19 protein-coding genes are annotated in these 22,592 nt (G+C 71.3%); 9 read left to right on the top strand and 10 right to left on the bottom strand.

The genetic code is table 11. The features are described from left to right. The first annotated feature begins 309 nt into the window (after positions 1–309). The 3 genes from ACFV9W_RS18900 to ACFV9W_RS18910 all read left to right on the top strand — a co-directional run bounded on the left by ACFV9W_RS18900 (position 310) and on the right by ACFV9W_RS18910 (position 5,181). Positions 310–1,920, top strand: a complete 1,611-nt coding sequence (locus ACFV9W_RS18900) for a hypothetical protein (RefSeq protein WP_385762113.1) — start codon at positions 310–312, stop codon at positions 1,918–1,920. A 172-nt stretch (positions 1,921–2,092) separates the two neighbouring features. Then, entirely contained in the window at positions 2,093–2,650 is a 558-nt protein-coding gene (locus tag ACFV9W_RS18905) for a MarR family winged helix-turn-helix transcriptional regulator (protein WP_385762116.1), read from the top strand. Beyond that, positions 2,647–5,181 carry an MFS transporter gene (locus tag ACFV9W_RS18910; protein ID WP_385762119.1) on the top strand — a complete coding sequence of 845 codons (2,535 nt, stop codon included), beginning with the start codon at positions 2,647–2,649 and terminating at the stop codon, positions 5,179–5,181. Before ACFV9W_RS18905 ends, ACFV9W_RS18910 begins: the two co-directional genes overlap by 4 nt. Before the next feature lie 100 nt (positions 5,182–5,281). Here ACFV9W_RS18910 and ACFV9W_RS18915 read toward each other — a convergent pair whose 3' ends face one another. After that, positions 5,282–6,442, bottom strand: a complete 1,161-nt coding sequence (locus ACFV9W_RS18915) for a magnesium and cobalt transport protein CorA (RefSeq protein WP_385762121.1) — start codon at positions 6,440–6,442, stop codon at positions 5,282–5,284. Positions 6,443–6,569: 127 nt separating this feature from the next. Here ACFV9W_RS18915 and ACFV9W_RS18920 point away from each other — a divergent pair, with 127 nt between their 5' ends. Further along, entirely contained in the window at positions 6,570–7,673 is a 1,104-nt protein-coding gene (locus ACFV9W_RS18920; protein ID WP_385762124.1) for a winged helix DNA-binding domain-containing protein, read from the top strand. 10 nt (positions 7,674–7,683) lie between these two features. On the opposite strand, the gene ACFV9W_RS18925 is transcribed toward ACFV9W_RS18920, so the two are convergent. Both ACFV9W_RS18925 and ACFV9W_RS18930 read right to left on the bottom strand, forming a co-directional pair. Next, complete coding sequence (locus tag ACFV9W_RS18925) at positions 7,684–8,328, bottom strand: LysE family translocator (RefSeq protein WP_385762316.1); 645 nt, start codon at positions 8,326–8,328, stop codon at positions 7,684–7,686. Positions 8,329–8,511: 183 nt separating this feature from the next. Further along, positions 8,512–9,333 carry a response regulator transcription factor gene (locus ACFV9W_RS18930; protein ID WP_385762319.1) on the bottom strand — a complete coding sequence of 274 codons (822 nt, stop codon included), beginning with the start codon at positions 9,331–9,333 and terminating at the stop codon, positions 8,512–8,514. A 145-nt stretch (positions 9,334–9,478) separates the two neighbouring features. Between ACFV9W_RS18930 and ACFV9W_RS18935 the strand changes: the two genes are divergently transcribed. After that, complete coding sequence (locus tag ACFV9W_RS18935; protein ID WP_385762127.1) at positions 9,479–11,020, top strand: AMP-binding protein; 1,542 nt, start codon at positions 9,479–9,481, stop codon at positions 11,018–11,020. 12 nt (positions 11,021–11,032) lie between these two features. Here ACFV9W_RS18935 and ACFV9W_RS18940 read toward each other — a convergent pair whose 3' ends face one another. Continuing rightward, complete coding sequence (locus tag ACFV9W_RS18940) at positions 11,033–11,722, bottom strand: ScbR family autoregulator-binding transcription factor (protein ID WP_385762130.1); 690 nt, start codon at positions 11,720–11,722, stop codon at positions 11,033–11,035. A gap of 225 nt (positions 11,723–11,947) precedes the next feature. Here ACFV9W_RS18940 and ACFV9W_RS18945 point away from each other — a divergent pair, with 225 nt between their 5' ends. Next, a complete protein-coding gene (locus ACFV9W_RS18945) occupies positions 11,948–12,778 on the top strand; it encodes a BTAD domain-containing putative transcriptional regulator (protein WP_385762133.1) in 831 nt (276 codons plus the stop codon). 38 nt (positions 12,779–12,816) lie between these two features. Here the strand turns inward: ACFV9W_RS18945 and ACFV9W_RS18950 are convergent, their stop codons facing one another. Beyond that, entirely contained in the window at positions 12,817–13,260 is a 444-nt protein-coding gene (locus ACFV9W_RS18950) for an iron chaperone (protein ID WP_385762135.1), read from the bottom strand. A 55-nt stretch (positions 13,261–13,315) separates the two neighbouring features. Further along, a complete protein-coding gene (locus ACFV9W_RS18955; RefSeq protein ID WP_385762138.1) occupies positions 13,316–13,933 on the bottom strand; it encodes a VOC family protein in 618 nt (205 codons plus the stop codon). A gap of 247 nt (positions 13,934–14,180) precedes the next feature. Between ACFV9W_RS18955 and ACFV9W_RS18960 the strand changes: the two genes are divergently transcribed. Then, on the top strand, positions 14,181–15,791 hold the full coding sequence (locus ACFV9W_RS18960) for an AMP-binding protein (protein WP_385762140.1): 1,611 nt from the start codon (positions 14,181–14,183) through the stop codon (positions 15,789–15,791). A 24-nt stretch (positions 15,792–15,815) separates the two neighbouring features. Here the strand turns inward: ACFV9W_RS18960 and ACFV9W_RS18965 are convergent, their stop codons facing one another. Beyond that, entirely contained in the window at positions 15,816–16,322 is a 507-nt protein-coding gene (locus ACFV9W_RS18965; RefSeq protein ID WP_385762143.1) for a GNAT family N-acetyltransferase, read from the bottom strand. Between the two features lie 91 nt (positions 16,323–16,413). Then, positions 16,414–17,106 carry a hypothetical protein gene (locus tag ACFV9W_RS18970; protein ID WP_385762146.1) on the bottom strand — a complete coding sequence of 231 codons (693 nt, stop codon included), beginning with the start codon at positions 17,104–17,106 and terminating at the stop codon, positions 16,414–16,416. A gap of 265 nt (positions 17,107–17,371) precedes the next feature. Here ACFV9W_RS18970 and gcl point away from each other — a divergent pair, with 265 nt between their 5' ends. Next, positions 17,372–19,159 carry a glyoxylate carboligase gene (gcl, locus tag ACFV9W_RS18975; RefSeq protein WP_385762148.1) on the top strand — a complete coding sequence of 596 codons (1,788 nt, stop codon included), beginning with the start codon at positions 17,372–17,374 and terminating at the stop codon, positions 19,157–19,159. A gap of 313 nt (positions 19,160–19,472) precedes the next feature. Here the strand turns inward: gcl and ACFV9W_RS18980 are convergent, their stop codons facing one another. After that, positions 19,473–19,931, bottom strand: coding sequence for an Lrp/AsnC family transcriptional regulator (locus tag ACFV9W_RS18980; protein ID WP_385762151.1), 459 nt, complete (start codon positions 19,929–19,931; stop codon positions 19,473–19,475). Between the two features lie 94 nt (positions 19,932–20,025). Between ACFV9W_RS18980 and ACFV9W_RS18985 the strand changes: the two genes are divergently transcribed. Beyond that, positions 20,026–20,499 (top strand): rhodanese-like domain-containing protein, encoded by a 474-nt coding sequence (locus ACFV9W_RS18985; RefSeq protein WP_385762154.1) that lies wholly within the window; start codon positions 20,026–20,028, stop codon positions 20,497–20,499. A gap of 418 nt (positions 20,500–20,917) precedes the next feature. Here ACFV9W_RS18985 and ACFV9W_RS18990 read toward each other — a convergent pair whose 3' ends face one another. Further along, positions 20,918–22,375, bottom strand: coding sequence for a catalase (locus tag ACFV9W_RS18990; RefSeq protein ID WP_385762157.1), 1,458 nt, complete (start codon positions 22,373–22,375; stop codon positions 20,918–20,920). Positions 22,376–22,592: the final 217 nt, after the last annotated feature.

Here is a 22,592-nt window from a genome sequence, read left to right on the forward strand (position 1 = left end):
GGAAGCGGCGAATTCGGACCGCCTCCACAGATGCCATCGGCTCCGCCGGGGGCACCGGGGCCGCCAGGGCCGATGATGTCGCCGGAGTCGCAGGGGCCGCCGGAGTCGCAGGGGTCGCCGGGGTCGCCGGAGCGGCCGGTGCTGCCGAACCCGCCGATGCCGCCCGGGGCGCCTGAGGTTCCGGTGCCGCAGGGGTCGCCGGAGTCGCCGGGGTCGCCGGAGCGGCCGGTGCTGCCGAACCCGCCGATGCCGCCCGGGGTGCCCGAGGTTCCGGTGCCGCCGATGCCGTCGGGGTCGCCGGAGGTTCCGATGCCGCCCGATGCCCGCCCGACCGGCTTCGGGCCGCCCGGTTTCGGGCCGCCCGACTTCGGACCCTCCCAGGAAGTCGCGTTCGGGCCGCCAGGGCCGCCCGCTGCCCGGCCGCCCGCCGGGCCCGCTGATCCGGCGCGGGCCGTTGCCGCGGGGCTGCTCAATCTCAGCGGGCTCGGGCTCGGGTACGTCCTCGTGTGGCGCCGGCTGCTCGCCCTGCTGTGCGTCGCCGCGACGGCCGCGCTGCTCACCCTCGCGCTGCCCGCCGACCCGGACGGGGTGCCCGGGTGGGCGCTGATCGGGTACGCGGTGCTGCTGCTCGGCGCGGTGGCGGACGGGGCCAGGCGCGGGCTGCGCGCGCCCTCAAGTTCCGTACAGATCAAGCCTGTTGTGGCGATCCTGCTCGGTGTAGCGCTGCTCGCCGTGCCCGCCGGGGGAGCGTTCGCGTACGGCGGGCTGCGGGACGACGCCGTCGAGGAGATGCTGCTCGACCGGCTCGACAGCGCCGACGCCCTCGTCCGGAAGGCCTCGGCCCGCGACTTCGCCGAGGCGCGCGCCGACTACCGCACAGCGCTCGGCCGCTACCGCGATCTCGCCGCCGACCACCCGGACTCCAGGGCCGCCCACCGCGTGCACGACAGCCTCGACGCCTACTACAAGGCCGTCGCCGCGCCCTACGCCGACGCCGAGCACTGCGCCGCCGTCGCACCCCTCGAACACCTGCGGACGGTGCCGGACACCATCGACCGCGCCGTCCTCGGCTCCCTCGCGACCTGGCCCGACAAGCCGCTCGCCACCTCGCTCCTGAAGTGCGGCACGGAACGGCTCGGCGCCGCCGAGTCCGACGGCCGGGGCGGCGAGCTGGGCCAACTCCTGCGTACGTTCCCCGAGTCGGAGCAGGCCCGCCAGGTGGAACCCGCCGTGCGCGCGGCCGTCGAGCGGCGCGCGGGCGCGCTGAAGGGCACGGACCCGTGCGCCGCCACCAAGGCGCTGCGCAGCATCGGCGACACCGCGAAGAGCCTGCCCGCGCCGGCGCCCGAGCACCTGCGCGGCGGGGTCGCGACGGCAGTGCGGGACGGGGCGTACGCCTGCGGCGTCGACCGGTTCGAGGACAAGAAGTTCGGCGCCGCGCGCACATCGCTGACGGACTTCGCGCGCACGTACAAGGACGACAAGCGGCGCGGCCGTGCCCAGCAGGTCGCCACCGCCGCCGAGATCGCGCAGCTGCGGCCCGCCGCGGGCGACCAGCTGCCGCCGAAGGGCGAGCCGGGCGGCTCCCGCATGGAGATGGTGATCAGCAACGACGGGCCCGACCCGGTCGAGATCCTCTACACGGGACCGGTCACCGGCCGGATCACCATCGCCGCCTGCGGGTCCTGCAAGACGTATCCGACCGAGGCGGCGGGCCGCGCCGAGGCCTGCAAGGCGAGCGGCAAGGACTACCCGAAGCGGACGCTGCGGCTGCCCGCGGGCACGTACCACTTCCTGCACAAACCGGGCGGCCGCGATGCGACGGCGCTCGGGCGCGCGGCGGGCGGCCGGATCCAGTCCGGGTACTCGTACACGCAGTGCAGCTACGTGGTGAAGAGCGTGCTGGGGACCGACCTGTAGTGCCGTCGCCCCGACCCGCCGCGAGGCTCTTGACCGAGGCTTGACCCCCATTTGACCTGCGCAAATACCCTCCCGCCCGCTGGGTGAGGCACCCAGGAAAGAGGGCTACACTCACTTGCTCGATACAAGGTTGCTCGATACAAGCAACGAAGTGTGAAACCGGGAGGCGGTCATGGACAAGGGGACGGTCCATGACCGTGAAGCAGCGGACGAACAGCACCCGGCGACGGGAAGCGCGAGCGCCGAGGACGCCGCGGCGGGACTCGGCACGCAACTGGTGCGGTTCTCGAGACTGCTGACTGCCTACCGGCAGAAGGCCAGGATCGAGAGCCGGTCCGGCGAACGGGTACTGCTCGCCAAACTGGTGCGCGACGGCGAACACCGTGCCACCGACCTCGCCGCCGCGACCTTCCTCGACCTGTCGACGGTCAGCCGCCAGGTGCGGGCCATGATCGACAAGGGACTCGTCGAACGGCGTCCGGACCCGGAGGACCGGCGGGGCGCGCTGCTGCACGCCACCGCCGCCGGGACGGCCACGTTCGAGGAGTACCGGCGCCAGCGCGACGCGGGTTTCGCCCGCCTCCTCGAGCCCTGGCCCGCGGAGGACAGGTACCAGCTGATCCGGCTGCTCTCCCGCCTCAATGACGACCTGGAAGAGTTTGAATACGCGCGTCCCGAGTCCGGGGAAGACCCCGGGCCCGGTGGCGAGCAGGGAGCAACGCAAGAATGACTGAGGCCGTGTCCGCGTCCCGCGGAGACACCGCTACCCAAGCCATATCCACCCCCCAACAGACCCCCACCTCCGGCGGCCTGAGCCACCGGCAGATCCTGACCATCCTCAGCGGCCTGATGCTGGGGATGTTCCTGGCCGCTCTCGACCAGACCATCGTCTCCACCTCGATCCGCACCATCGCGGACGACCTCGACGGCCTCAGCCAGCAGGCCTGGGCGACGACGGCGTACCTGATCACCTCGACGATCTGCACGCCGCTGTACGGCAAGCTGTCCGACCTGCACGGCCGCAAGCCGTACTTCCTGGCCGCGATCAGCATCTTCATCGTCGGCTCGGCGCTGTGCACGTTCTCGACGTCGATGCCGGAACTCGCCGCGTTCCGCGCGGTGCAGGGCATCGGCGCCGGCGGCCTGATGTCGCTCGCGCTGGCGATCATCGGCGACATCGTGCCGCCCCGCGAACGGGCCCGCTACCAGGGCTACATGCTCGCCACGTTCGCCACGTCCAGCGTCGCGGGCCCGCTCATCGGCGGCGCCCTCGCAGGACAGGACAGCATCCTCGGCGTCACCGGCTGGCGCTGGGTGTTCCTGGTGAACGTGCCGATCGCGATCGTCGCGCTGTTCGTCGTCGCCAAGGTGCTCAACATCCCGCACGTCCGCCGCGACCGGAAGATCGACTGGTGGGGCGCGGTCACCATCGCGCTCGGCGTCGTCCCGCTGCTGCTCGTCGCCGAACAGGGCCGCGAGTGGGGCTGGGGCTCGACGGGCTCGGTCGTCTGCTACGTCCTCGGCGGCGTCGGCATCGTCTCGTGGATCCTCGTGGAGCGCCGGGTCGGCGACGACGCGCTGATCCCGATGCGGCTGTTCCGCAACGCCATCTTCAGCAAGACCAGCTTCCTGTCCGTGCTGATCGGCGCGGGCATGTTCGGCGGCATGCTGATGATCCCGCAGTACCTCCAGATCGTGAAGGGCGCGAGCCCCACCAAGTCCGGTCTCGAGATGCTGCCGTTGATGGCGGGCATGATGATCGCGTCGATCATCTCCGGCCAGATCACCGGGAAGACCGGCCGCTACAAGATCTTCCCGACCCTCGGCACCCTCTTCATGGTCGCGGCGCTGCTGTGCTTCCACTTCAAGGTCGAGTGGGACACCCCGCTGTGGGAGACCATGCTCTACATGGGCCTCTTCGGCCTGGGCCTCGGCTGCTGCATGCAGACGCTGGTGCTCGCGGTGCAGAACGCGGTGCCGCCGCAGGACATGGGTGTGGCGACCGCGTCGTCCACGTTCTTCCGGCAGATGGGCGCCACCGCCGGTACGGCGATCTTCCTCTCGGTGCTCTTCTCGAACGTCGGCGACAAGATCTCCGATGCCTTCAGGTCGGCTTCCCGTACGGCGGACTTCCAGGCCGCGCTGCACGACCCGGCGGTCGTCCACGACCCGGCCAACAAGCCGGTCTTCGACATGCTCAAGGGTTCCGGCGGGGGCGGCAGCGGGGTGCTGAGCGACTCCTCGTTCATCCAGCACCTCGACCCGCGCCTCGCGGAGCCCTTCAAGCAGGGCTTCGCGGACGCCATGCACGTCGTGTTCCTGATCGCGGCGGGCGTCATCGTCCTCGCGTTCCTGATGGTCCTGTGGACCAAGGAGGTCCCGCTGCGCACGATGTCGGGCCTTCAGGCGCGCGAGGCGGCGGAGAAGGGGGAGGCGGTGGAGACGGAGGCCGTCCCGGCCTCCGAACCCGCGCCGACCGCACCGTCGGACTCCGTGCCCGCTGACGCCTCCACGGGCATCAGGGGCTACGCCCGCGAACGCGACGGCTCGCCGCTCGTGGGCGCGGTCGTCACCCTGATCGACCTGAGGGGCGGTCAGCTCGGCCGTACGACGACGGGGCCCGACGGCGCGTACCTGCTGCCGGCCCCCGCCGGTGGCACGTACGTCCTGATCGGTTCCGCGGGCTCCCGGCAGCCGCAGGCCAGCACGCTGACGGTCGGCGAGGGCTTCCTCGACTTCGACCTGATGCTGGCGGGTGCGGCGGGCCTGACCGGCACCGTCGTCGAGGCGGCGGGCGAACTCCCGGTGCCCGGCGCCCTGGTGATCGCCACCGACGTACGCGGTGAGGTGCTCGCCTCGGCGGCCGCGGACGCCACGGGCGCCTTCGCCTTCGGTGACCTGGCCCCCGGCAGCTACACCCTCGCGGTGAGCGCGGAGGGCCACCGGCCCACGGCCCTCGCGGTCGAGGTCGTCAGCGGTGGCCCGAACCGCTGCGAGGTCCGCCTGGTCCCCGGCGCCCGCGTCCACGGCGTGGTCCGCGGCGCGTCCGGCGAACCGCTGAACGACGCCCGCGTCACCCTCCTCGACGCGGCGGGCAACACGGTCGGCACGGCGATCACGGGCATCGACGGCGCCTACGCCTTCGACGACCTCGACGCCGGCCAGTACACCGTCATCGCCGGCGGCTACGCCCCGCAGGCGGTCCCGCTGACCCTCAACGGCAACGGCAGGAACGACGCGGACGTGGAACTGAGCCACTGACGCACCGCCCACAGGCACGGCCCAGGCCGTGGCCCGACCCCCGGGACGCCCGGGGACCGGGCCACGGCCTTCGCCGTACGCCTGCCCGGCTGCTCGCCGCTCAGAGCCAGTCCCGCCTCTTGAAGATCACATACAGGCTGACGCAGACCACGCCCATCAGGCCGATCGCGAACGGGTAACCGAAGCTCCAGTCCAGCTCCGGCATGTGATCGAAGTTCATGCCGTAGATCGTGCCGACCAGGGTCGGGGCGAAGAGGATCGCCGCCCAGGAGGAGATCTTCTTGATCTCCTCGTTCTGCTCGAAGCCCGCCTCCGCCAGTGCCCGCATCTCCGCGTTCTGCTGCTGCGTGACCAGCGTCGCGTTCACCGTGAGGATGTCGGCGAGGGCCTGGCGGAAGGAGTCGACGCGTTCGCTGGTGTGCGTGACGTGGTCGGCCACGTCGCGCAGGTAGCGCTGGAGCTCCTCGTCCGTGCCGTACTTCGCGAAGCCCGCCATCAGCGCGTGCAGCATGCCGACCAGGGGGCGGGTGGCGCGCTGGAACTCGACCATTTCGCGGGAGAGTTCGTAGATGCGCCGGGAGACAGCGGGGGCGCCGGAGAAGACCTCCGTCTCGATCTCGTCGACGTCGTTCTGGACGCCGGACACCACCGGCGCGTAGCCGTCGACGACCGCGTCCAGGATGGCGTAGAGGACCGCCTCGGGGCCCAGTCGGAGCAGTTCGGGGGTGGCCTCCATGCGGCTGCGGACCGCCGAGAGGTCGGGGGCCGCGCCGTGCCGGACCGTGATGACGAAGTCGGGGCCCACGAACACATGCAGCTCGCCGAAGTCGACCTCCTCCGGCGCGTCCAGGTAGCGGGCCGCGCGCAGGACGACGAAGAGGGTCTCGCCATAGCGTTCCAGCTTCGGGCGCTGGTGTGCCTCGAGCGCGTCCTCGACCGCGAGGCCGTGCAGGTCGAACTCGGCCGCCAGCGACTTGAGTTCCGAGTCGGAGGGGCGGGCCAGGCCGATCCACGCCATGGTGCGCGGCTTCTCGCGCAGCTGCCGGTAGGTGTCCGTGAGGGTCTCGGGGGTCGCCACCCGCACCCCGTCCCGGTACAGCGCCGCGTTCACCACGCTGACCTGCTCCGGCGGCGCCGGGTCGGTCGCGGGCGCGGCGGCCGGCTCGGAGGGCGGGGGTGCCGGGGTGGTCGCGCGGCGCCAGGAATAGCGGCGCGCCCCATTGTGCTCGCTTCGGCCGGCTCGGCCCTGCCGTCGTGGCATCGCCGCCTCCCTCCGTGATCGAATATCTGACGCTTGCGGGTCCCCGGCAGCGTAACCAGGGAAGATGACGGCACGGTGCAGCGCATCGCGGACAGCGCCTGACCTACTTACCCGTTACCTTCCCCCTATGACGACGAAGCCGCTGGCCGCCCGCGCCCTGGGACGCGCCACCCTGGAGCGCCAACTCCTTCTCCGCCGCGCCCTGCTGAGCGCCGAGGACGCCGTCCACCGGCTCCTCGGGCTGCAGGCGCAGGAGGTCAGGCCGCCGTATCTCGCGCTCGCCGCCCGCCTCGACGGATTCACCCCCGCCGCGCTCTCCACCGCCCTGGACCAGCGCCGCGTGGCCCGGCTCGTCACCATGCGCTCCACCATCCATCTGCACACCGCCGACGACTGCATGACGCTGCGCCCCCTCGTGCAGGCCGCCCGCGAACGGGAGTTGCGGATGTTCCGCAAGGGCCTCGTCGGCGTCGACCTGGACCGGCTCACCGACCTGACCCGCCGCTACGTCGAGGAGGAGCCGCGCACCCCGAAGGCGATCCGCGAACTGCTCCTGAAGTACTGGCCCGACGCCGACCCGCAGGCCCTCACCATCGCCGCCCGCGGCCGCCTCCCGCTCGTCCAGGTCACACCGCGCGGGCTGTGGCGGCGCAGCGGCGGGGTGCGGCTGACCACCGCCGAGCAGTGGTTCGACCGGCCCACCGAGCCGGCGCCCGCCCCCGACGACACGATCCTGCGCTACCTCGGCGCCTTCGGCCCCGCCTCCGTGCGGGACTTCCAGCAGTGGGCCGGTATCACCCGCACCAAGGACGCCTTCGAGCGGCTGCGGCCCCGCCTCGTCACCTTCCGCGACGAGCGCGGCGTCGAGCTGTTCGACCTGCCCGACGCGCCCCGCCCCGACGAGGACACGCCCGCGCCGCCGCGCCTGCTCGCCGAGTTCGACAACCTCCTCCTCTCCCACGCCGACCGCACCCGCGTCATCCACGAGGCCGACCGGGGCCGCAACTGGCAGGTGAACACCGCCTACTTGACGTTCCTCGTCGACGGATTCCTCGCCGGCCTGTGGACCCTGAAGGAGAACGGGGACGCGGGCAGCGTGCTCACCCTCGAACCCTTCCGGAAGCTCACGCGCGCCCAGCGGGACGAACTCGTCGCGGAAGCGGAGCACACTGCTGCCGTCCTGGAGGCTCCGGGCCCGCTCTCCGTGGAATTCGGCACCGTACGCACGTAGGCCAGGGCGCTCAGTCCGCGCGGCCCGTCGCCGCCACCGTCACGCCGAGGCCTATCAGCGCGAAGCCGCCCGTCCCGCCGATCATCGACAGCCGCCGGTCCGAGCGCGCGAACCAGGTGCGGGCCGCCGACGCCGTGAGCCCCCACAGCGTGTCCGTGACCAGGCCTATGGAGATCGGGATCAGGCCCAACAGGAGCATTTGCGCGCTGACATGACCCGCCTCGTGGTTCACGAACTGCGGCAGCACCGCCGCGAAGAACACGATGCCCTTCGGGTTCGTGACCCCCACCAGCACCCCGTCGCCCACCGTGCGCAGATCGCCGCGCGGCGGACCCGCCGGGCCCCGGATGTCCGAGGCCTTCAGGTCCCGCCGGTGCCGGAACGCCTGCACGCCCAGGTACACGAGATACGCCGCGCCCGCCAGCTTCACCGCCAGGAACAGCCCCGCCGACCGCTCGACCAGCGCGCCGATCCCCAGCGCCACCGCCACGACCAGCAGATACGAGCCGACGACATTGCCGAGCGCCGTCGCCACCGCCGTCCGCCGCCCGTGCGCCAGCGCCCGCCCGATCACAAACAGCACACTCGGCCCCGGAACCACGATCACCAGCAACGACATCGCCGCGAACGCCAAGTACCGGTCCATGGACACCATGTCCGCCACGCGCCCCGCCCCCTCTCCCGCTCCGTCCCGCTCCCTCGCGACCCCGTTCTCGTCCTCGTCCTCATCCCACGCGAACCATTGAAGCCCACGCCACTGACAATCGCCGGGGCCCGGCAGAGCTGGGGCCTATCGTTAAGACCCAGCGGACCTGGGGCCCACCGTCTGGGTCAGGCCCTACGGCAATATCCCCGCCCGCCGCGCCGCCACCACGGCCTCGCCGCGCGTGTGCGTCCCCAACTTCCGCATGGCCGAGCGCAGATACCCCTTCACCGTCTCCGCGCGCAGGCCGAGCCGCTCGCCCGCCGCCGCGTTCGTCGCGCCCGCCGCCACGCACGCCAGCACGTCGACCTCCCGCGGCGCCAGCGTCACCGGCGCCTCCGCCGGGGCCGGCACCGGGTCGGAGGCCGCCGCCAGCCTGCCGCACACCGCGAGCAGTTCGCCGCGCAGCGCCGGATCGGCGAGCCTCGGGGCGAGCGCCCGCAACGCCCCGTGCGCCTCCCTGACCTCCTCCCACGCCCCGGCGTCCGCGCCCGCCGGGGTCCGCGTGACGGACAGCAGCGCCTGCACCTCGTCGCGCACCACGAGCGCCTGCTCGACGTCCCGCGCCGCCGCCATCGCCGCGTCCAGCGCCCGGTCACCGAGCGGCCGGGGCGCCCGCAGCGCCCCGTACAGGACACCCCGCACCCGGCGCCGTACGACGACGGGCACCGCGAGGACCGAGTGCAGGCCCTCGGCCGCGACCGCGGCGTCGTACTCGTGACTGATGTGCCGCGAGCCGTGGTAGTCGGTGACGGCGCACGCCCTGGCGAGGGAGAGGGCCTTGCCGCCCAGGCCGTTGCCCGCCGCGACGCCGAGGCCGCGCAGCGCGCCGGTCGCCGCGCCGCTGAGTTCCGCGATCCGTACCTGCCCGGCCGCCTGCCCGGGGCCGGCGGTCAGCCCGCCGAACGCCACCGGGAGCCCCGTGCCCCGGCGCAGCCGCACCAGGGCCGCGCGCATCTCGACCGCCTCGGCGGTTGCCGTGCTCACCCGTCCATCACCTCGCCGCGCACTGTTCACCCCCGTATGGGGGTGGTGAGACCTGCGTCACCCCCTACACGATGGCAGAAACGGTCCGCGGCAGTACGACTGTGAAGAGGCGACGATGCGTGTACCCATGACGATCACGGACTTCCTGGAGCGGGCGGAACTCGGCTTCCGGGACAGCGTCGGCGTGGTCGACGAGCCGGACCAGCCGGCGCCCGCCGTCCCCACGGCGACGTACGGGACCTTCGCCGAACGGGTCAGGGCCTGGCAGGCCGGATTCGACGCGCTGGGTGTGGGGGAGGGCGAGCGGGTGGCGGTGGCGAGCCACAACTCGGCCCGCCTTCTTGAGCTGCTGTTCGCGCTGCCGATGAGCGGGCGGATCTGCGTGCCCCTCAACTTCCGGCTGAAGCCGGACGAGGTCGAGTACATGGTGCGGCAGAGCGGGGCGTCCGCGTTCCTGGTCGATCCGGAACTGGACGAGGCGCTGTCCGGGGTCAAGGCGCGGCACCGCTTCGTGCTCGGCGAGCAGACCGAGACGGAGCTGATGCGCTTCGGCGTCGAGCCCCGCCCCTGGTCCGCGCCCGACGAGGACGCGACGGCGACGATCAACTACACGTCCGGCACCACCGCCCGCCCGAAGGGGGTGCAGCTGACCCACCGCAACATCTGGGTCAACGGCCTGACCTTCGGCCTGCACACGCGGGTGTGGGAGCGGGACGTCTACATGCACACGCTGCCGATGTTCCACTGCAACGGCTGGGGCATGCCGTACGTGATGGCGGGCCTCGGCGTGAAGCAGGTGGTGCTGCGGAAGGTGGACGGCGCGGAGATCCTGCGCCGGATCGACGAGCACGGGGTCACGCTGATGTGCGGGGCGCCCGCGGTGTGGAAGGCGGCGCTCGACGCGGCGGCGGACTGGCAGGGTCCTGTGCCGGGCCGCGACCGGGTGCGGGTCGTGTGCGCGGGCGCGCCGCCGCCGAGCAGGCTGATCCAGCGCGTGGAGGAGGAGCTGGGCTGGGAGTTCACGCAGATCTACGGCCTGACGGAGACGTCCCCGCTGCTGACCTTCAACCGGACCCGCCCGCAGGACGCCCACCTGCCCGGTGAGGAGCGGGCGCGCAAGCTGGCGCGGGCCGGGCTGCCCGCGCTCGGCGTGCAGCTGGACGTCTCCGGCACGGGCGAGGTGCTGGCCCGGTCGAACACCGCCCTGGAGGGCTACTGGGAGAAGCCCGAGGAGAGCGAAGTCGCCCTGGAGGGCGGCTGGTTCCACACGGGCGACGGCGGGTCGGTCGACGAGGACGACGGCCACCTGACGATCTCGGACCGGAAGAAGGACGTGATCATCACCGGTGGCGAGAACGTCTCGTCGATCGAGGTCGAGGACGTGATCTTCCGGCACCCGGCGGTGGCCGAGGTGGCCGTGATCGGCGTGCCGAGCGAGAAGTGGGGCGAGACGATCAAGGCCCTCGTGGTCCTCGCGGAGGGGCGGTCGCTCACCGAGGCGGAGATCATCGCGCACTGCAAGGAGCGGATGGCCGGCTACAAGGCGCCGACGAGCGTGGAGTTCCGGGCCTCGATCCCGCGGACGGCGACCGGCAAGATCCAGAAGTTCAAGCTGCGGGAGCCCTACTGGGGTGGATTGGAGCGGGGGGTGAACTAGCGGGTCAGCGGGTCAGCGGGTCAGCGGGCCAGGGGCCGCCGCGGCAGGCTCCTGCCGATCGCGCTCCCGCAGTTCCTTCAGTTCTGTGAACACCCGTTCCCCGCGTCCGTCCGAGAGGTCGACGGAGGCGAGCACGGACGACAGCACCACGCTGGGCAGCACGTGGCGCAGCATGACGGAGATGCGGTACTGAAGGTCCTGGTAGTTGCACAGGGCCTGGGACATGGCCTGGATGCCGGCGAAGGAGCCCACCAGCACGTCGGCGGTCTCCTTCGGCCGCACGTGGGGGAGGAGTTCACCCTGCGCGCAGGCGGCTTCGAGGGTCTGGGTGATCGACTCGGCCCAGCGCTCGAAGGCGCCGCTGCGGTCGAGACCGAGCGCCTGCTGGTCGAGCGAGAGCCGCACCCCGGCCCTGACGATCGGATCGGTCTGCAGCCGGTGGGCGTGCAGCATGCCCATGTCGACCAGTTGCTGCACCTGACAGGCGCGGGGGACGTACGCGTCACTGTCCTGCGCGGACAGCACGCCCTGGGCGAGGTGCTCCTTCGACTGGAAGTGGAAGTAGAGCGCGCCCTTGGTCACGTCGGCGGCCGTGAGGATCTCGTTGATGGTGGCCGCCTGGTAGCCCCGTTCCTCGAACACGACGGCGGCCGCGGAGAGGATCGCCTGTCGTGTGCGGATCGCGCGCTCCTGCATCGCCATCTTCGCTCTCCTTGTACGTGCCGCTGAGGCACCACTAAAAAAACCGTCCGGTTTGTATTGTGCGAGCGTACGCCATTGCCTGCGCGCCCCGCATCCCTGAGGTGTGACGGCGCGTGCCCTGGTGTGCGGGTCGGGCGAGGCGGCTCGCGAGTCCGATTGACAAACCGTCCGTGCTGTTTTTTTATCGGGTGGGGTTCAGCTGCCACAGTCACCTGGGGGAACACGATGGACATTGAAGTGCTGGGTTCGCTGTCGGTGCGCGAGAACGGCGTCCAGATCGCTCCCACCGCGCCGAAACCCCGGCAGGTGCTGGCACTGCTCGCACTCAACGCCGACCGCGTCGTTCCCGTCCCGGTGCTGACCGAGGAGCTGTGGGACGAGCACCCCCCGCGCAGCGCTCGCACCACCCTGCAGACCTACATCCTCCAGCTGCGCGAACTCATCACGGACGCGCTGCTGCGCGGCAGTGACACGACCACGAGCGCCAAGGACATCCTGGTCACCCTCCCCGGCGGCTACCGCCTGCGGACGCGCGGCGGCACCATCGACTTTCAGGAGCTCGAACGCCGTGCGTCCGCCGGGTATCGCGCGATGGATGCCGAGGACTATCCGGCGGCGGCCCGCAAGCTGCGCGACGCACTCGCTCTGTGGACCGGTTCGGCGCTCGCCGACGTGCAGGCCGGCAGTCGGATCGCCCTGGAGGTCAGCCGACTGGAGGAGACCCGCCTGTACGCCCTCGATCAGCGCATCGAGGCCGATCTGCGCCTGGGCCGCCACCGCGGTCTGCTGTCCGAACTGACCGTGCTGGTCAAGCAGTTCCCCCTGCACGAGAGCCTGCACGGGCAGTTCATGCTCGCCCTCCACCGCTCGGGCCGCCGCGGCGAGGCCCTCGACGTCTACCAGCGCCTGCGCACCACCCTCGTGCGCGAACTGGGCCTCGAGCCCTCCGCGGCCCTCGGCAGGCTCCAGCGCGGCATCCTCGTGGCGCAGCCCGACACCGGCGCCCTGACCACCCCTGGGGCCGGCTCCGGTCGCCTCCCCGTGCGGGCCGGCTGACCACCGCCCGCGTCCCCCGGGTTCGCCGTCCTCGTCCGTCAGCTCACGGCGCGCCTGACCAGGTCCGCGATGCGCTCCTCGTCGGCCTTCGTCAGCTCCGTGATCGCGAACGCCGTCGCCCAGACATGGCCGTCGTCGAGAGCGGCCTGGTCGCTGAAGCCGAGAGTGGCGTACTTCGACTTGAACTTGGCCGCGCTCTGGAAGTGGCACAGCACCTTGCCGTTCTTGGCGTAGGCGGGCATCCCGTACCAGAGCTTCGGGGTCAGTTCGGGGGCGGCGCTCGTGACGACGGCGTGGATGCGCTCGGCGAGCAGCCGGTCGGCGTCCGCCATGTCGGCGATCTTCGCGAGCACCTCCTGCTCCGTGTCCGCCTTCGAGGCGCGCGAGCCGCGCTTCGTCTCCTTGGCGCGGTCCTTCATCGCCTCGCGTTCCTCGGCGGTGAAACCCTCGTGCTTCTCGTCGGCCTTCTTCGTGGTGGCCATGTCGGATGCCCTTTCGTGGTGGGGGAGTGGTGTCGCGTGCCGGTGGGCGGAGGGGTCAGGCCCCGGACTCCCAGACGAAGCCGTCGGGGTCGCTGAAGGCGGCGCCGGTGCTGCCGAGGGCGATGCGGTGGGAGCCGGAGCCCTCGGCGTCGACCCCGAGGTCCTTGGCGAGCCCCCGGCGCTTGTAGAGCGCCAGCTTCACGGGGCTGGAGTCGTCGGCCTTGAACTCGGCGTACTTGCCGCCGAAGCTCTTGCCCGCGGTCAGGCCCTGCCCCACGTAGAACTGCTTGCTCGCCTTGACGTCCTCGACGCCGAGCAGCAGGACGGTCTCGTCGATGTTCCGGGTGGCGGGGCCGCTGTCCTTCTTCGCGGAGGTCGCGACCTTCCAGATGGTTCCGTCCGGCGCCCGCAGCACCCCGCCGTAGCCCCACAGGGACTTCTCGGCGGGCTTCAGGGCGGTGGCACCGGCGGCGAGCGCGGAGGCGAAGAGGGCGTCCACATCGGCCGGCTGAGAGACCGTCAGCGCCAGGGTGAAGCCCCGGAAGCCCGCCGACGCCGACTCGGAGGCCCGCACGCGCAGGGCCGAGGCGTCCAGGCCGAACGCCTCCTTGTAGAACTGGGCGGCAGCCGACGGGTCGGCCACCTCAAGGGTGACGGATGCGATGGAGGTCATGCCGTTCAAGCTAAGTCCCAGGGGCCCGTCACGGCTTCTTCATTCGTGTCCGGCCCGAGAGGCCGTGGACGGGCCCTGCGGCGGTTCACGAGCGATTCTCGAGCGGGCCGCGACACGGCGGCATCCCGTGTGACAGGTGTGCACCGAAGGGGCGACGGCCGGGCGGCGCTCAAGGCATGCTGGAGCCGATGCAGCGAGAGGCCACCCCCGAGGAGGCGGCCGCCACGTACCACGAGGAGGACTACCGGTGACCGCACTCTCCTACGCGCACGGGACCAGCGAGGTGCCGCTCCTCGGTGACACCATCGGGCAGAACCTGCGGCGGGCCGTCGAGGTCTGGCCCGAGCGCGAGGCACTCGTCGACATGGCCGACGGGCGGCGCTGGACGTACGCCGAGTTCGGCGCGGCCGTCGAGGAGCTGGCGCGCGGGCTGCTCGCGCGCGGCATCGGCAAGGGCGACCGCGTGGGCATCTGGGCGGTCAACTGCGCCGAGTGGGTGCTCGTGCAGTACGCGGCTGCGCGGGCCGGCGCGATCCTGGTGAACATCAACCCGGCCTACCGGGCACACGAGTTGGCCTTCGTCCTCAAGCAGTCGGGTGTCTCGCTCCTCGTCGCGTCGACCGAGCACAAGGGCACGGACTATCGCGAGCTGGCCCGGCAAGTGGCGCCCGAATGCCCCGAGTTGCGCGAGCAGGTCTTCATCGGCACGGACAGCTGGGACGCCCTGGTGGCGGCCGCCGACGGCGCCACGGCCGACCAACTGGCGGCCCGAGAAGCGGAGTTGTCCTGCGACGACCCGGTCAACCTCCAGTACACCTCCGGCACGACCGGCTTCCCGAAGGGAGCCACGCTCTCCCACCACAACATCCTCAACAACGGGTACTGGGTGGGCGAGACGGTCGGCTACAGCGAGCAGGACCGGGTGTGTCTGCCCGTGCCCTTCTACCACTGCTTCGGCATGGTGATGGGCAACCTCGGAGCCACCTCGCACGGCGCCTGCATCGTCGTCCCAGGCCCGTCCTTCGAACCGGCCGCCGCCCTGCGCGCCGTCCAGCAGGAACGATGCACCTCGCTGTACGGCGTACCGACCATGTTCATCGCCGAGCTGAACCTGCCGGACTTCGCGGAGTACGACCTGGGCAGCCTGCGCACGGGCATCATGGCGGGCTCGCCGTGCCCGGTCGAGGTGATGAAGCGGGTCGTCTCCGAGATGCACATGGCCGAGGTGTCCATCTGCTACGGCATGACCGAGACCTCGCCCGTGTCCCTGCAGACGCGCCGCGACGACGACCTGGAGCGCCGCACCGGCACCGTCGGCCGCGTCCTGCCGCACATCGAGGTCAAGGTGGTCGACCCAGTCACCGGCGTGACACTGCCGCGCGGCGAGGCCGGTGAGCTGTGCACGCGCGGGTACAGCGTGATGCTCGGCTACTGGGACGAACCGGAGAAGACCGCCGAGGTCATCGACGCCGGCCGGTGGATGCACACGGGCGACCTGGCCGTCATCCGGGAGGACGGGTACGCGCAGATCGTCGGGCGGATCAAGGACATGATCATCCGTGGCGGCGAGAACATCTCACCGCGCGAGATCGAGGAGTTCCTCCACGGGCACCCGAAGATCGCCGACGTGCAGGTCGTGGGGGTGCCGCACGAGAAGTACGGCGAGGAGGTGCTCGCCTGCGTCATCCTCCGCGACCCCGCGGACACGCTCACGCTCGACGAGGTCCGCGCGTTCTGCCGCGACCGGCTCGCGCACTACAAAATCCCGAGCCGTCTGCGCCTTCTCGAACGGTTCCCGATGACCGTCAGCGGGAAGGTCCGGAAGGTGGAACTCCGAGAGGGGTACGGGGAGTTGTAGAACGTAGAACAGGAAAGAGGGGGCTCACGGCTCCCTCCGCATGCACACCCTGGTCCACCGGTCCAGACCGTGCTCCGCCTCCGCCGCGCGGATCGCGCGCAGGCCGGGCGTGAGCTCGGCCGCGGTGAGCCGCCGGAAGCCGAGGCGCTCGTAGTACGGGGCGTTCCACGGCACGTCGGCGAACGTGGTCAGGGTGAGACCGGTCAGGCCCTGGCCGCGCGCGCAGTCGGCGGCGCGCGCGATCAGGGTCTGGCCCACGCCCCGGCGGGCGGCGTCGGGGTGCACGGTGACCTGCTCGATGTGGAAGGCGCCGTCGACGACCTCCGCGAGCAGGTAGGCGACGACGGTCCCGGAGTCCTCGGCGGCGACCCAGGCGTGTCCCGCCCGCCGGTACCGGTCGAGCTCGGCGATCGTGGGCGGGGCGTCGTCGGCGACGGCGGCCATGCCGAGCGTACGGAAGATCTCGCCCGCGGCCGTCTCGATCGCCTGGAGGCGGGGGAGGTCGGCGGGCTCGGCGCTGCGGATGATCACGCGGCAAGTATGCCGGGGCGGCTCGGGCCGCTCACGCGTATTTGCGCCCCGCGCTGTGCACTGCTCTACGTCTCCTGCTTCGCGCCCCGCGCTACGCCCCGCCCGCGATCAGCTCGTCCGCCGACCTGTTCACCGGCTGCGGCACCCCGGCCAGGTCGAGGACGAACAGCGGGACACCGAGGGCGTCCGCGCGGGCGCCGGCCTCGTCCGCGTAACCGGCCAGCGAGAAGTAGGCGCAGGCCGCGGACTCCGTCATCGACTGGAGCCACAGGCACTCCACGTCGCGCAGCGTCGCGGGCCGCACCGACGGCTCGACCTGGGCGACGACCCCGCTCGCCGCGAGCCCGACGCCCGAGGGCGGGCGCTGGTCGGCCCTGCGCACGTCGTCGTAGCCGAGCCAGCGCAGATACAGCGCCACGGCCGTCACGGCGTCGCGCGCGGTGCGGATGGCGACGGGCTGGAACGCGGGGCGCGGGGGCGCGGCCGTGCGCGGCAGCGGGATGTGGGCGGGCGCGGGGGCCTGGTCGTCGTGGACCGGGACGCGCAGCACCGAGCCGCAGGCGCAGCCCAGCTCGGGGCGGGGCCACCGGTCGTGCCGGCCGCACATGGGGCAGCGCAGCGTCACCCAGTCGTCGTCCCAGGTGCGCTCCGAGACGGGGACGGGGCTGGCGCCGCGCACCATCGGCGGCGCGACGGGCGCTCCACAGGCGCACGGAAGGGCCTGCGGCGCGTACAGATGCTCGCGCCGACAGGTGGGGCAGCGCAGGTGGGTGGGCTCGGCCATGGCAACTCCCCCTCGGTCCTGCCCCGGGAACGGGTCGATCGACGTCAGTCTCATCATCCACCTTGACGGCCTCCAAAGCGCCCCTCTACATTGCTTCCATATAGCAGAACCTAGTTTCCACATTACGGAAACATCGGAGACTAGGCGACGGAATTCAGAGCTCGCCGCGGGGCGCGACGGGAGCGCGAATCCGACAGCCACAGCCGTAGCCGTAGTCGTACAGCCGCAGAGCCGTACGCAGTCACAGCAGGAGTCGGGAGCACTCATGGCTCGAATGACCGCCGCCCGCGCGGCCGTTGAGATCCTCAAGCGCGAGGGCGTCACGAACGCGTTCGGCGTGCCCGGTGCCGCCATCAACCCCTTCTACAAGGAGCTCAAGGAGAGCGGTGGCATCGACCACACGCTCGCCCGCCACGTCGAGGGCGCCTCGCACATGGCCGAGGGCTACACCCGGACCAACCCGGGCAACATCGGTGTCTGCATCGGTACTTCGGGTCCCGCCGGGACCGACATGATCACCGGTCTGTACTCCGCCACGGGCGACTCGATCCCGATCCTGTGCATCACGGGTCAGGCGCCGAGCCACCTGCTGCACAAGGAGGACTTCCAGGCCGTCGACATCGCCACGATCGCCAAGCCGGTCGCGAAGATGGCGGTCACCGTCCTGGAGGCCGCGCAGGTCCCGGGCATCTTCCAGCAGGCCTTCCACCTGATGCGCTCGGGTCGTCCGGGCCCGGTCCTCATCGACCTGCCGATCGACGTCCAGCAGACGGAGATCGAGTTCGACCCGGAGACGTACGAGCCGCTGCCGGTCTACAAGCCGGCCGCGAGCCGCGCCCAGATCGAGAAGGCGATCAAGCTCCTCGTCGAGTCCGAGCGGCCGCTGATCATCGCGGGCGGCGGCATCATCAACGCCGACGCGAGCGACCTGCTCGTCGAGTTCGCCGAGATCACCAACACGCCTGTCGTTCCTACGCTGATGGGCTGGGGCACGATCCCCGACGACCACGAGCTGAACGCGGGCATGGTCGGCCAGCAGACCGGTCACCGGTACGGCAACGCCACGTTCCTGGAGTCGGACTTCGTCCTCGGCATCGGCAACCGGTGGGCCAACCGTCACACCGGGTACAAGCTCGACGTCTACCAGGGCGAGCGTAAGTTCGTGCACGTCGACATCGAGCCGACGCAGATCGGCAAGATCTTCGCGCCGGACTACGGGATCACCTCCGACGCCAAGTCGGCGCTGGAGCTGTTCGTCGAGGTGGCGAAGGAGCTGAAGGCCGCGGGCAAGCTGCCGGACCGCTCCGCGTGGGTCGCCTCGCACCTGGAGCGCAAGGAGACCCTCCAGCGCCGTACGCACTTCGACGACATCCCCATGAAGCCGCAGCGCGTCTACGAGGAGATGAACAAGGCGTTCGGCAAGGACACGCGGTACGTCACGACGATCGGCCTGTCGCAGATCGCCGGCGCGCAGATGCTGCACGTCTACAAGCCGCGGCACTGGATCAACTGCGGCCAGGCGGGCCCGCTCGGCTGGACGATCCCGGCGGCGCTCGGCGTCTCCAAGGCCGACCCGGACACGCAGGTCGTGGCGCTCTCCGGTGACTACGACTTCCAGTTCATGATCGAGGAGCTGGCGGTCGGTGCGCAGCACCGCATCCCGTACGTCCACGTCCTGGTGAACAATGCGTACCTGGGCCTGATCCGCCAGGCGCAGATCGGCCTGGACATCAACTTCCAGGTCAACCTGGAGTTCGAGAACCAGAACAGCCCCGAGCTGGGCGTCTACGGCGTCGACCACGTCAAGGTCGCCGAGGGCCTCGGCTGCAAGGCGATCCGCGTGACGGACCCGAACGAGCTGGGCAACGCGTTCGAGCAGGCGAAGAAGCTCGCGCAGGAGCACCGGGTGCCGGTCGTCGTCGAGGCGATCCTGGAGCGCATCACGAACATCTCCATGAGCCCCACCGCGGACATCAGCGCGGTCAAGGAGTTCGAGGAGATCGCGACGGAGCCCGGCCACGCCCCGACGGCCATCCGCCCCCTCAAGGTCTGACCCGCACGTCCCCAGGGCGGGCCCCCGGTTCCACACGAACCGGGGGCCCGCCCTTTGGTTGTACGGGTGGGCGGTTGCGCGGGTCCGGCGGGTGGGGCTGGGCCGGGGTGGCCGCGCGTCGTGAGGGCCGCGCGGCCACGCGGCTTCGCCGACCCGCGGCCCCGGGGCTCTGCCGGGGCCGCGCCTCACGTCCCGTGCGCGCGGCGTGGGTCCCTGGCCGGATGCGCCGTTCCCCGCCCATCTCCCACCGCCCGCCCCCTCCGGGGGCTTCGGCTCCCCGGGCCCCGGGGCGAGCGCCGGGGCCGTCCGGCGGTCACTGGGACACGGTCGACGTGACCGAGCGGCCCGGAAGTGGGCTGGAGTAGACGATGCTTGTTGTGACGGCGCCCAGGGTGGCGATGCGGCCCGTCGTGTGTTCCAGGTCGCGCATCGAGCGGGCGACGACCTTGAGGACGAAGCAGTCCTCGCCGGTCACGTGGTGGGCCTCCACGATCTCGGGTGTGGTGTCGAGCAGGTCGTGGAACGGCTTGTAGTTGCCCGTGGGGTAGCGGAGGCGGACGAAGGCGAGGATGTCGAGCCCCAGGGCCTCGGGGCTCACGACGGCGGAGTACCCGGAGACGACCCCGCTCTCCTCCAGCCGCCGGACCCGCTCCGTGACCGCGCTCGGCGACATGGAGACGGTGCGGGCCAGTTCGGCATAGCTGGCGCGCCCGTTGCGCTGCAGGGCTTCCAGGATGCGTATGTCGGTGGGGTCGAGGGAATCAGCGGCCATGGCAGATGGATACCACGGAGTTCACGGTGGCGGGGGAGCAGCGCCGTGGATCATGGGTTCTGGGGGAGTGGGTGCTGGCCATAGCGTTCAGGGCATGACCACGACCCAGATCAGCGCCGCCCTTCGGGTGCCGCCGGCGGCACCCGCCGAGGCGGCCGCCTTCTTCAGCGCACGGCTCGCCTTCCAGGCGGACGTGTCCGATGTCCACGCCTCGCTGGAGTCCGGTGAACCGGGCTTCGTGCTCGTCGACTCACGGGGAGACGCCGCGTGGGCGCAGGCACGTGTGCCGGGCGCGCTGCACCTGCCCACCGCCGAGATCCCGGCGCGGGCGGCGGGTCTGCTGGATCCGGCGGTGCCGGTCGTCACGTACTGCTGGGGGCCCGGCTGCGACGGCGCGACCCGCGCGGCGCTCGCCCTCGCCCAACTCGGCTACCGCGTCAAGGAGATGATCGGCGGCATCGAGTACTGGATCCGCGAAGGGCTCCCCGTCGAGGGGGCGAACGGCGTCGAGCGGCGGGCGGCCGACCCGTTGACGGCACCGGTCGGGTCCGTCCACTGCGCCTGCTAGCAGCCCACCGGGACGCCGAAGAGACACCGAAGAGCCCCGGATACGGACCGTCGTATCCGGGGCTCTGGCATCGGTGGGAGGAGAGTTGTTGCCGTCCGACGGCGCGCGACTGGCGGAACATGCATGCGCGCCACCGGACGGAGACCGAGGAAACCCCAACGGGCGGACCCCGTCGGGGAATTGGCTGGGACCGCGGCGGCTGTCGTACGACAGTTCTCCGTTTCCTCTCCCTCAGGTCGAGAGAGGAGCGGCGAACCTTCACCACCGCACTGGCTCGTACGCTGCACAAGCCGCCGCGGTCCTCGTCCTCCCGCCACCCTCCGGCACGACCACCCCTCATCCGGGTCGTGCGGAAGGCGCGGGTTCTTGCGTACGGGGGCGACCTCCCGCCGTCCCCGTACGCAGTCCAGCAGGAGGCTCAGTCCTCGCGCAGGGCGCGGACCGCCTCCTCCACGCGCTTGCCGTAGTCGGCGTCGGCGGCGTGGAAGTGGGCCAGGTTCTTCTCGACGATGTCGTCGCGCGAGACCTGCGAGAGGCCGCCCGCGATGTTCGCGACCAGGCGTCCCTTCTCGTCCTCGGACATCAGGCGGTACAGCTCGCCCGCCTGGAAGAAGTCGTCGTCCTTCGTGTGGGCCGGGGCCTCGTGCGTGCCGGTGTGGCCGTTGATCGCGAGCGGCGCGGCCAGCGGGCGGCCGGTCTCGACGGGGCCGTCGAAGGAGTTCGGCTCGTAGTTCTTGCGGGCGCGGCCGTAGGCGTTCGTCGCCATGGCGCCGTCGCGGCCGTAGTTGTTGGCGTCCGTCGCCTTGGGGGCGTTGACCGCGAGCTGGGTGTGGTTGACGCCCAGGCGGTAGCGGTGCGCGTCCGCGTAGGCGAACAGCCGGCCCTGGAGCATCTTGTCGGGCGATGGACCGATGCCCGGAACGAAGTTGTTCGGGGAGAAGGCGGCCTGCTCGACCTCGGCGAAGACGTTCTCGGGGTTGCGGTCGAGGACCAGGCGGCCCACGCGCTGCAGCGGGTAGTCCTTGTGCGGCCACACCTTGGTGAGGTCGAACGGGTTGAAGCGGTAGTCCGCGGCCTCGGCGGCCGGCATCAGCTGGACGTACACGGTCCAGGACGGGTTCACGCCGCGCTCGATGGCCTGGAGCAGGTCCGTCTGGTGCGAGTTGGCGTCCTTGCCCGCGATCTCCGCGGCCTGGTCGGACGAGAGCGAGCGGATGCCCTGGTTCGTCTTGAAGTGGTACTTCACGAAGAAGGCCTCACCGGCCTCGTTCGTCCACTGGTACGTGTGCGAGCCGTAGCCGTTCATGTGGCGGTAGGACGCCGGGATGCCGCGGTCACCCATCAGCCAGGTGATCTGGTGCGTCGCCTCGGGGGCGTGCGCCCAGAAGTCCCAGACGTTCTCCGGCTCCTGCTTGCCCGTGAACGGGTCGCGCTTCTGGGAGTGGATGAAGTCGGGGAACTTCAGCGGGTCCTTGATGAAGAAGACCGGGGTGTTGTTGCCGACGAGGTCGTAATTGCCCTCCTCGGTGTAGAACTTCAGCGCGAAGCCGCGCGGGTCGCGGACGGCGTCCGCGCCACCGAGGTTGTCGGCGACGGTCGAGAAGCGCAGGAAGACCTCGGTGCGCTTGCCGACCGAGTTCAGGAAGTCGGCGTACGTGTAGTCGGTGACGTCGTCCGTCACCTCGAAGTAGCCGTACGCGCCGGAGCCACGGGCGTGCACCACGCGCTCCGGGATGCGCTCGCGGTTGAAGCGGGCGAGCTTCTCCAGGAGGTGCTGGTCCTGAAGGAGGATCGGGCCGCCGACGCCTGCGGTGGCGGAGTTCTGGTTGTCGGCGACAGGGGCGCCGGACTCTGTGGTGAGCACACGCTTCGGCATTCTTCGAGGCGACCTTCCGTGCAGTGGCTGCTGACGATGAGAGCGGTTTACGGGGGCGATGGTGTGGAGCGTAAGGACCCCTGAACAGCTACGTCAACAGTTTGTTGAAGTTATGGGTATGCGAATAAGGGTTCCGGGCCGCGGCGGCGCCTGGGCGCGACAGGACAGGTGTCAGCGCCGCCACGGCCCGGAAGTCTTGGGGGTGTTGCCGAAGGCC

Origin of the sequence: Streptomyces sp. NPDC059897, from assembly GCF_042730865.1 — a bacterium.
Taxonomy (GTDB): domain Bacteria; phylum Actinomycetota; class Actinomycetes; order Streptomycetales; family Streptomycetaceae; genus Streptomyces.

What these genes read in the sequence shown, in the direction of transcription:
- ACFV9W_RS18900 (WP_385762113.1), top strand. Translation starts at nt 310, where the DNA reads ATGCCGCCCGATGCCCGCCCGACCGGCTTCGGGCCGCCCGGTTTCGGG.
- ACFV9W_RS18905 (WP_385762116.1), top strand. Translation starts at nt 2,093, where the DNA reads ATGGACAAGGGGACGGTCCATGACCGTGAAGCAGCGGACGAACAGCAC.
- ACFV9W_RS18910 (WP_385762119.1), top strand. Translation starts at nt 2,647, where the DNA reads ATGACTGAGGCCGTGTCCGCGTCCCGCGGAGACACCGCTACCCAAGCC.
- ACFV9W_RS18915 (WP_385762121.1), bottom strand. Translation starts at nt 6,442, where the DNA reads ATGCCACGACGGCAGGGCCGAGCCGGCCGAAGCGAGCACAATGGGGCG.
- ACFV9W_RS18920 (WP_385762124.1), top strand. Translation starts at nt 6,570, where the DNA reads ATGACGACGAAGCCGCTGGCCGCCCGCGCCCTGGGACGCGCCACCCTG.
- ACFV9W_RS18925 (WP_385762316.1), bottom strand. Translation starts at nt 8,328, where the DNA reads ATGGTGTCCATGGACCGGTACTTGGCGTTCGCGGCGATGTCGTTGCTG.
- ACFV9W_RS18930 (WP_385762319.1), bottom strand. Translation starts at nt 9,333, where the DNA reads ATGCGCGCGGCCCTGGTGCGGCTGCGCCGGGGCACGGGGCTCCCGGTG.
- ACFV9W_RS18935 (WP_385762127.1), top strand. Translation starts at nt 9,479, where the DNA reads ATGCGTGTACCCATGACGATCACGGACTTCCTGGAGCGGGCGGAACTC.
- ACFV9W_RS18940 (WP_385762130.1), bottom strand. Translation starts at nt 11,722, where the DNA reads ATGGCGATGCAGGAGCGCGCGATCCGCACACGACAGGCGATCCTCTCC.
- ACFV9W_RS18945 (WP_385762133.1), top strand. Translation starts at nt 11,948, where the DNA reads ATGGACATTGAAGTGCTGGGTTCGCTGTCGGTGCGCGAGAACGGCGTC.
- ACFV9W_RS18950 (WP_385762135.1), bottom strand. Translation starts at nt 13,260, where the DNA reads ATGGCCACCACGAAGAAGGCCGACGAGAAGCACGAGGGTTTCACCGCC.
- ACFV9W_RS18955 (WP_385762138.1), bottom strand. Translation starts at nt 13,933, where the DNA reads ATGACCTCCATCGCATCCGTCACCCTTGAGGTGGCCGACCCGTCGGCT.
- ACFV9W_RS18970 (WP_385762146.1), bottom strand. Translation starts at nt 17,106, where the DNA reads ATGGCCGAGCCCACCCACCTGCGCTGCCCCACCTGTCGGCGCGAGCAT.
- gcl (WP_385762148.1), top strand. Translation starts at nt 17,372, where the DNA reads ATGGCTCGAATGACCGCCGCCCGCGCGGCCGTTGAGATCCTCAAGCGC.
- ACFV9W_RS18980 (WP_385762151.1), bottom strand. Translation starts at nt 19,931, where the DNA reads ATGGCCGCTGATTCCCTCGACCCCACCGACATACGCATCCTGGAAGCC.
- ACFV9W_RS18985 (WP_385762154.1), top strand. Translation starts at nt 20,026, where the DNA reads ATGACCACGACCCAGATCAGCGCCGCCCTTCGGGTGCCGCCGGCGGCA.
- ACFV9W_RS18990 (WP_385762157.1), bottom strand. Translation starts at nt 22,375, where the DNA reads ATGCCGAAGCGTGTGCTCACCACAGAGTCCGGCGCCCCTGTCGCCGAC.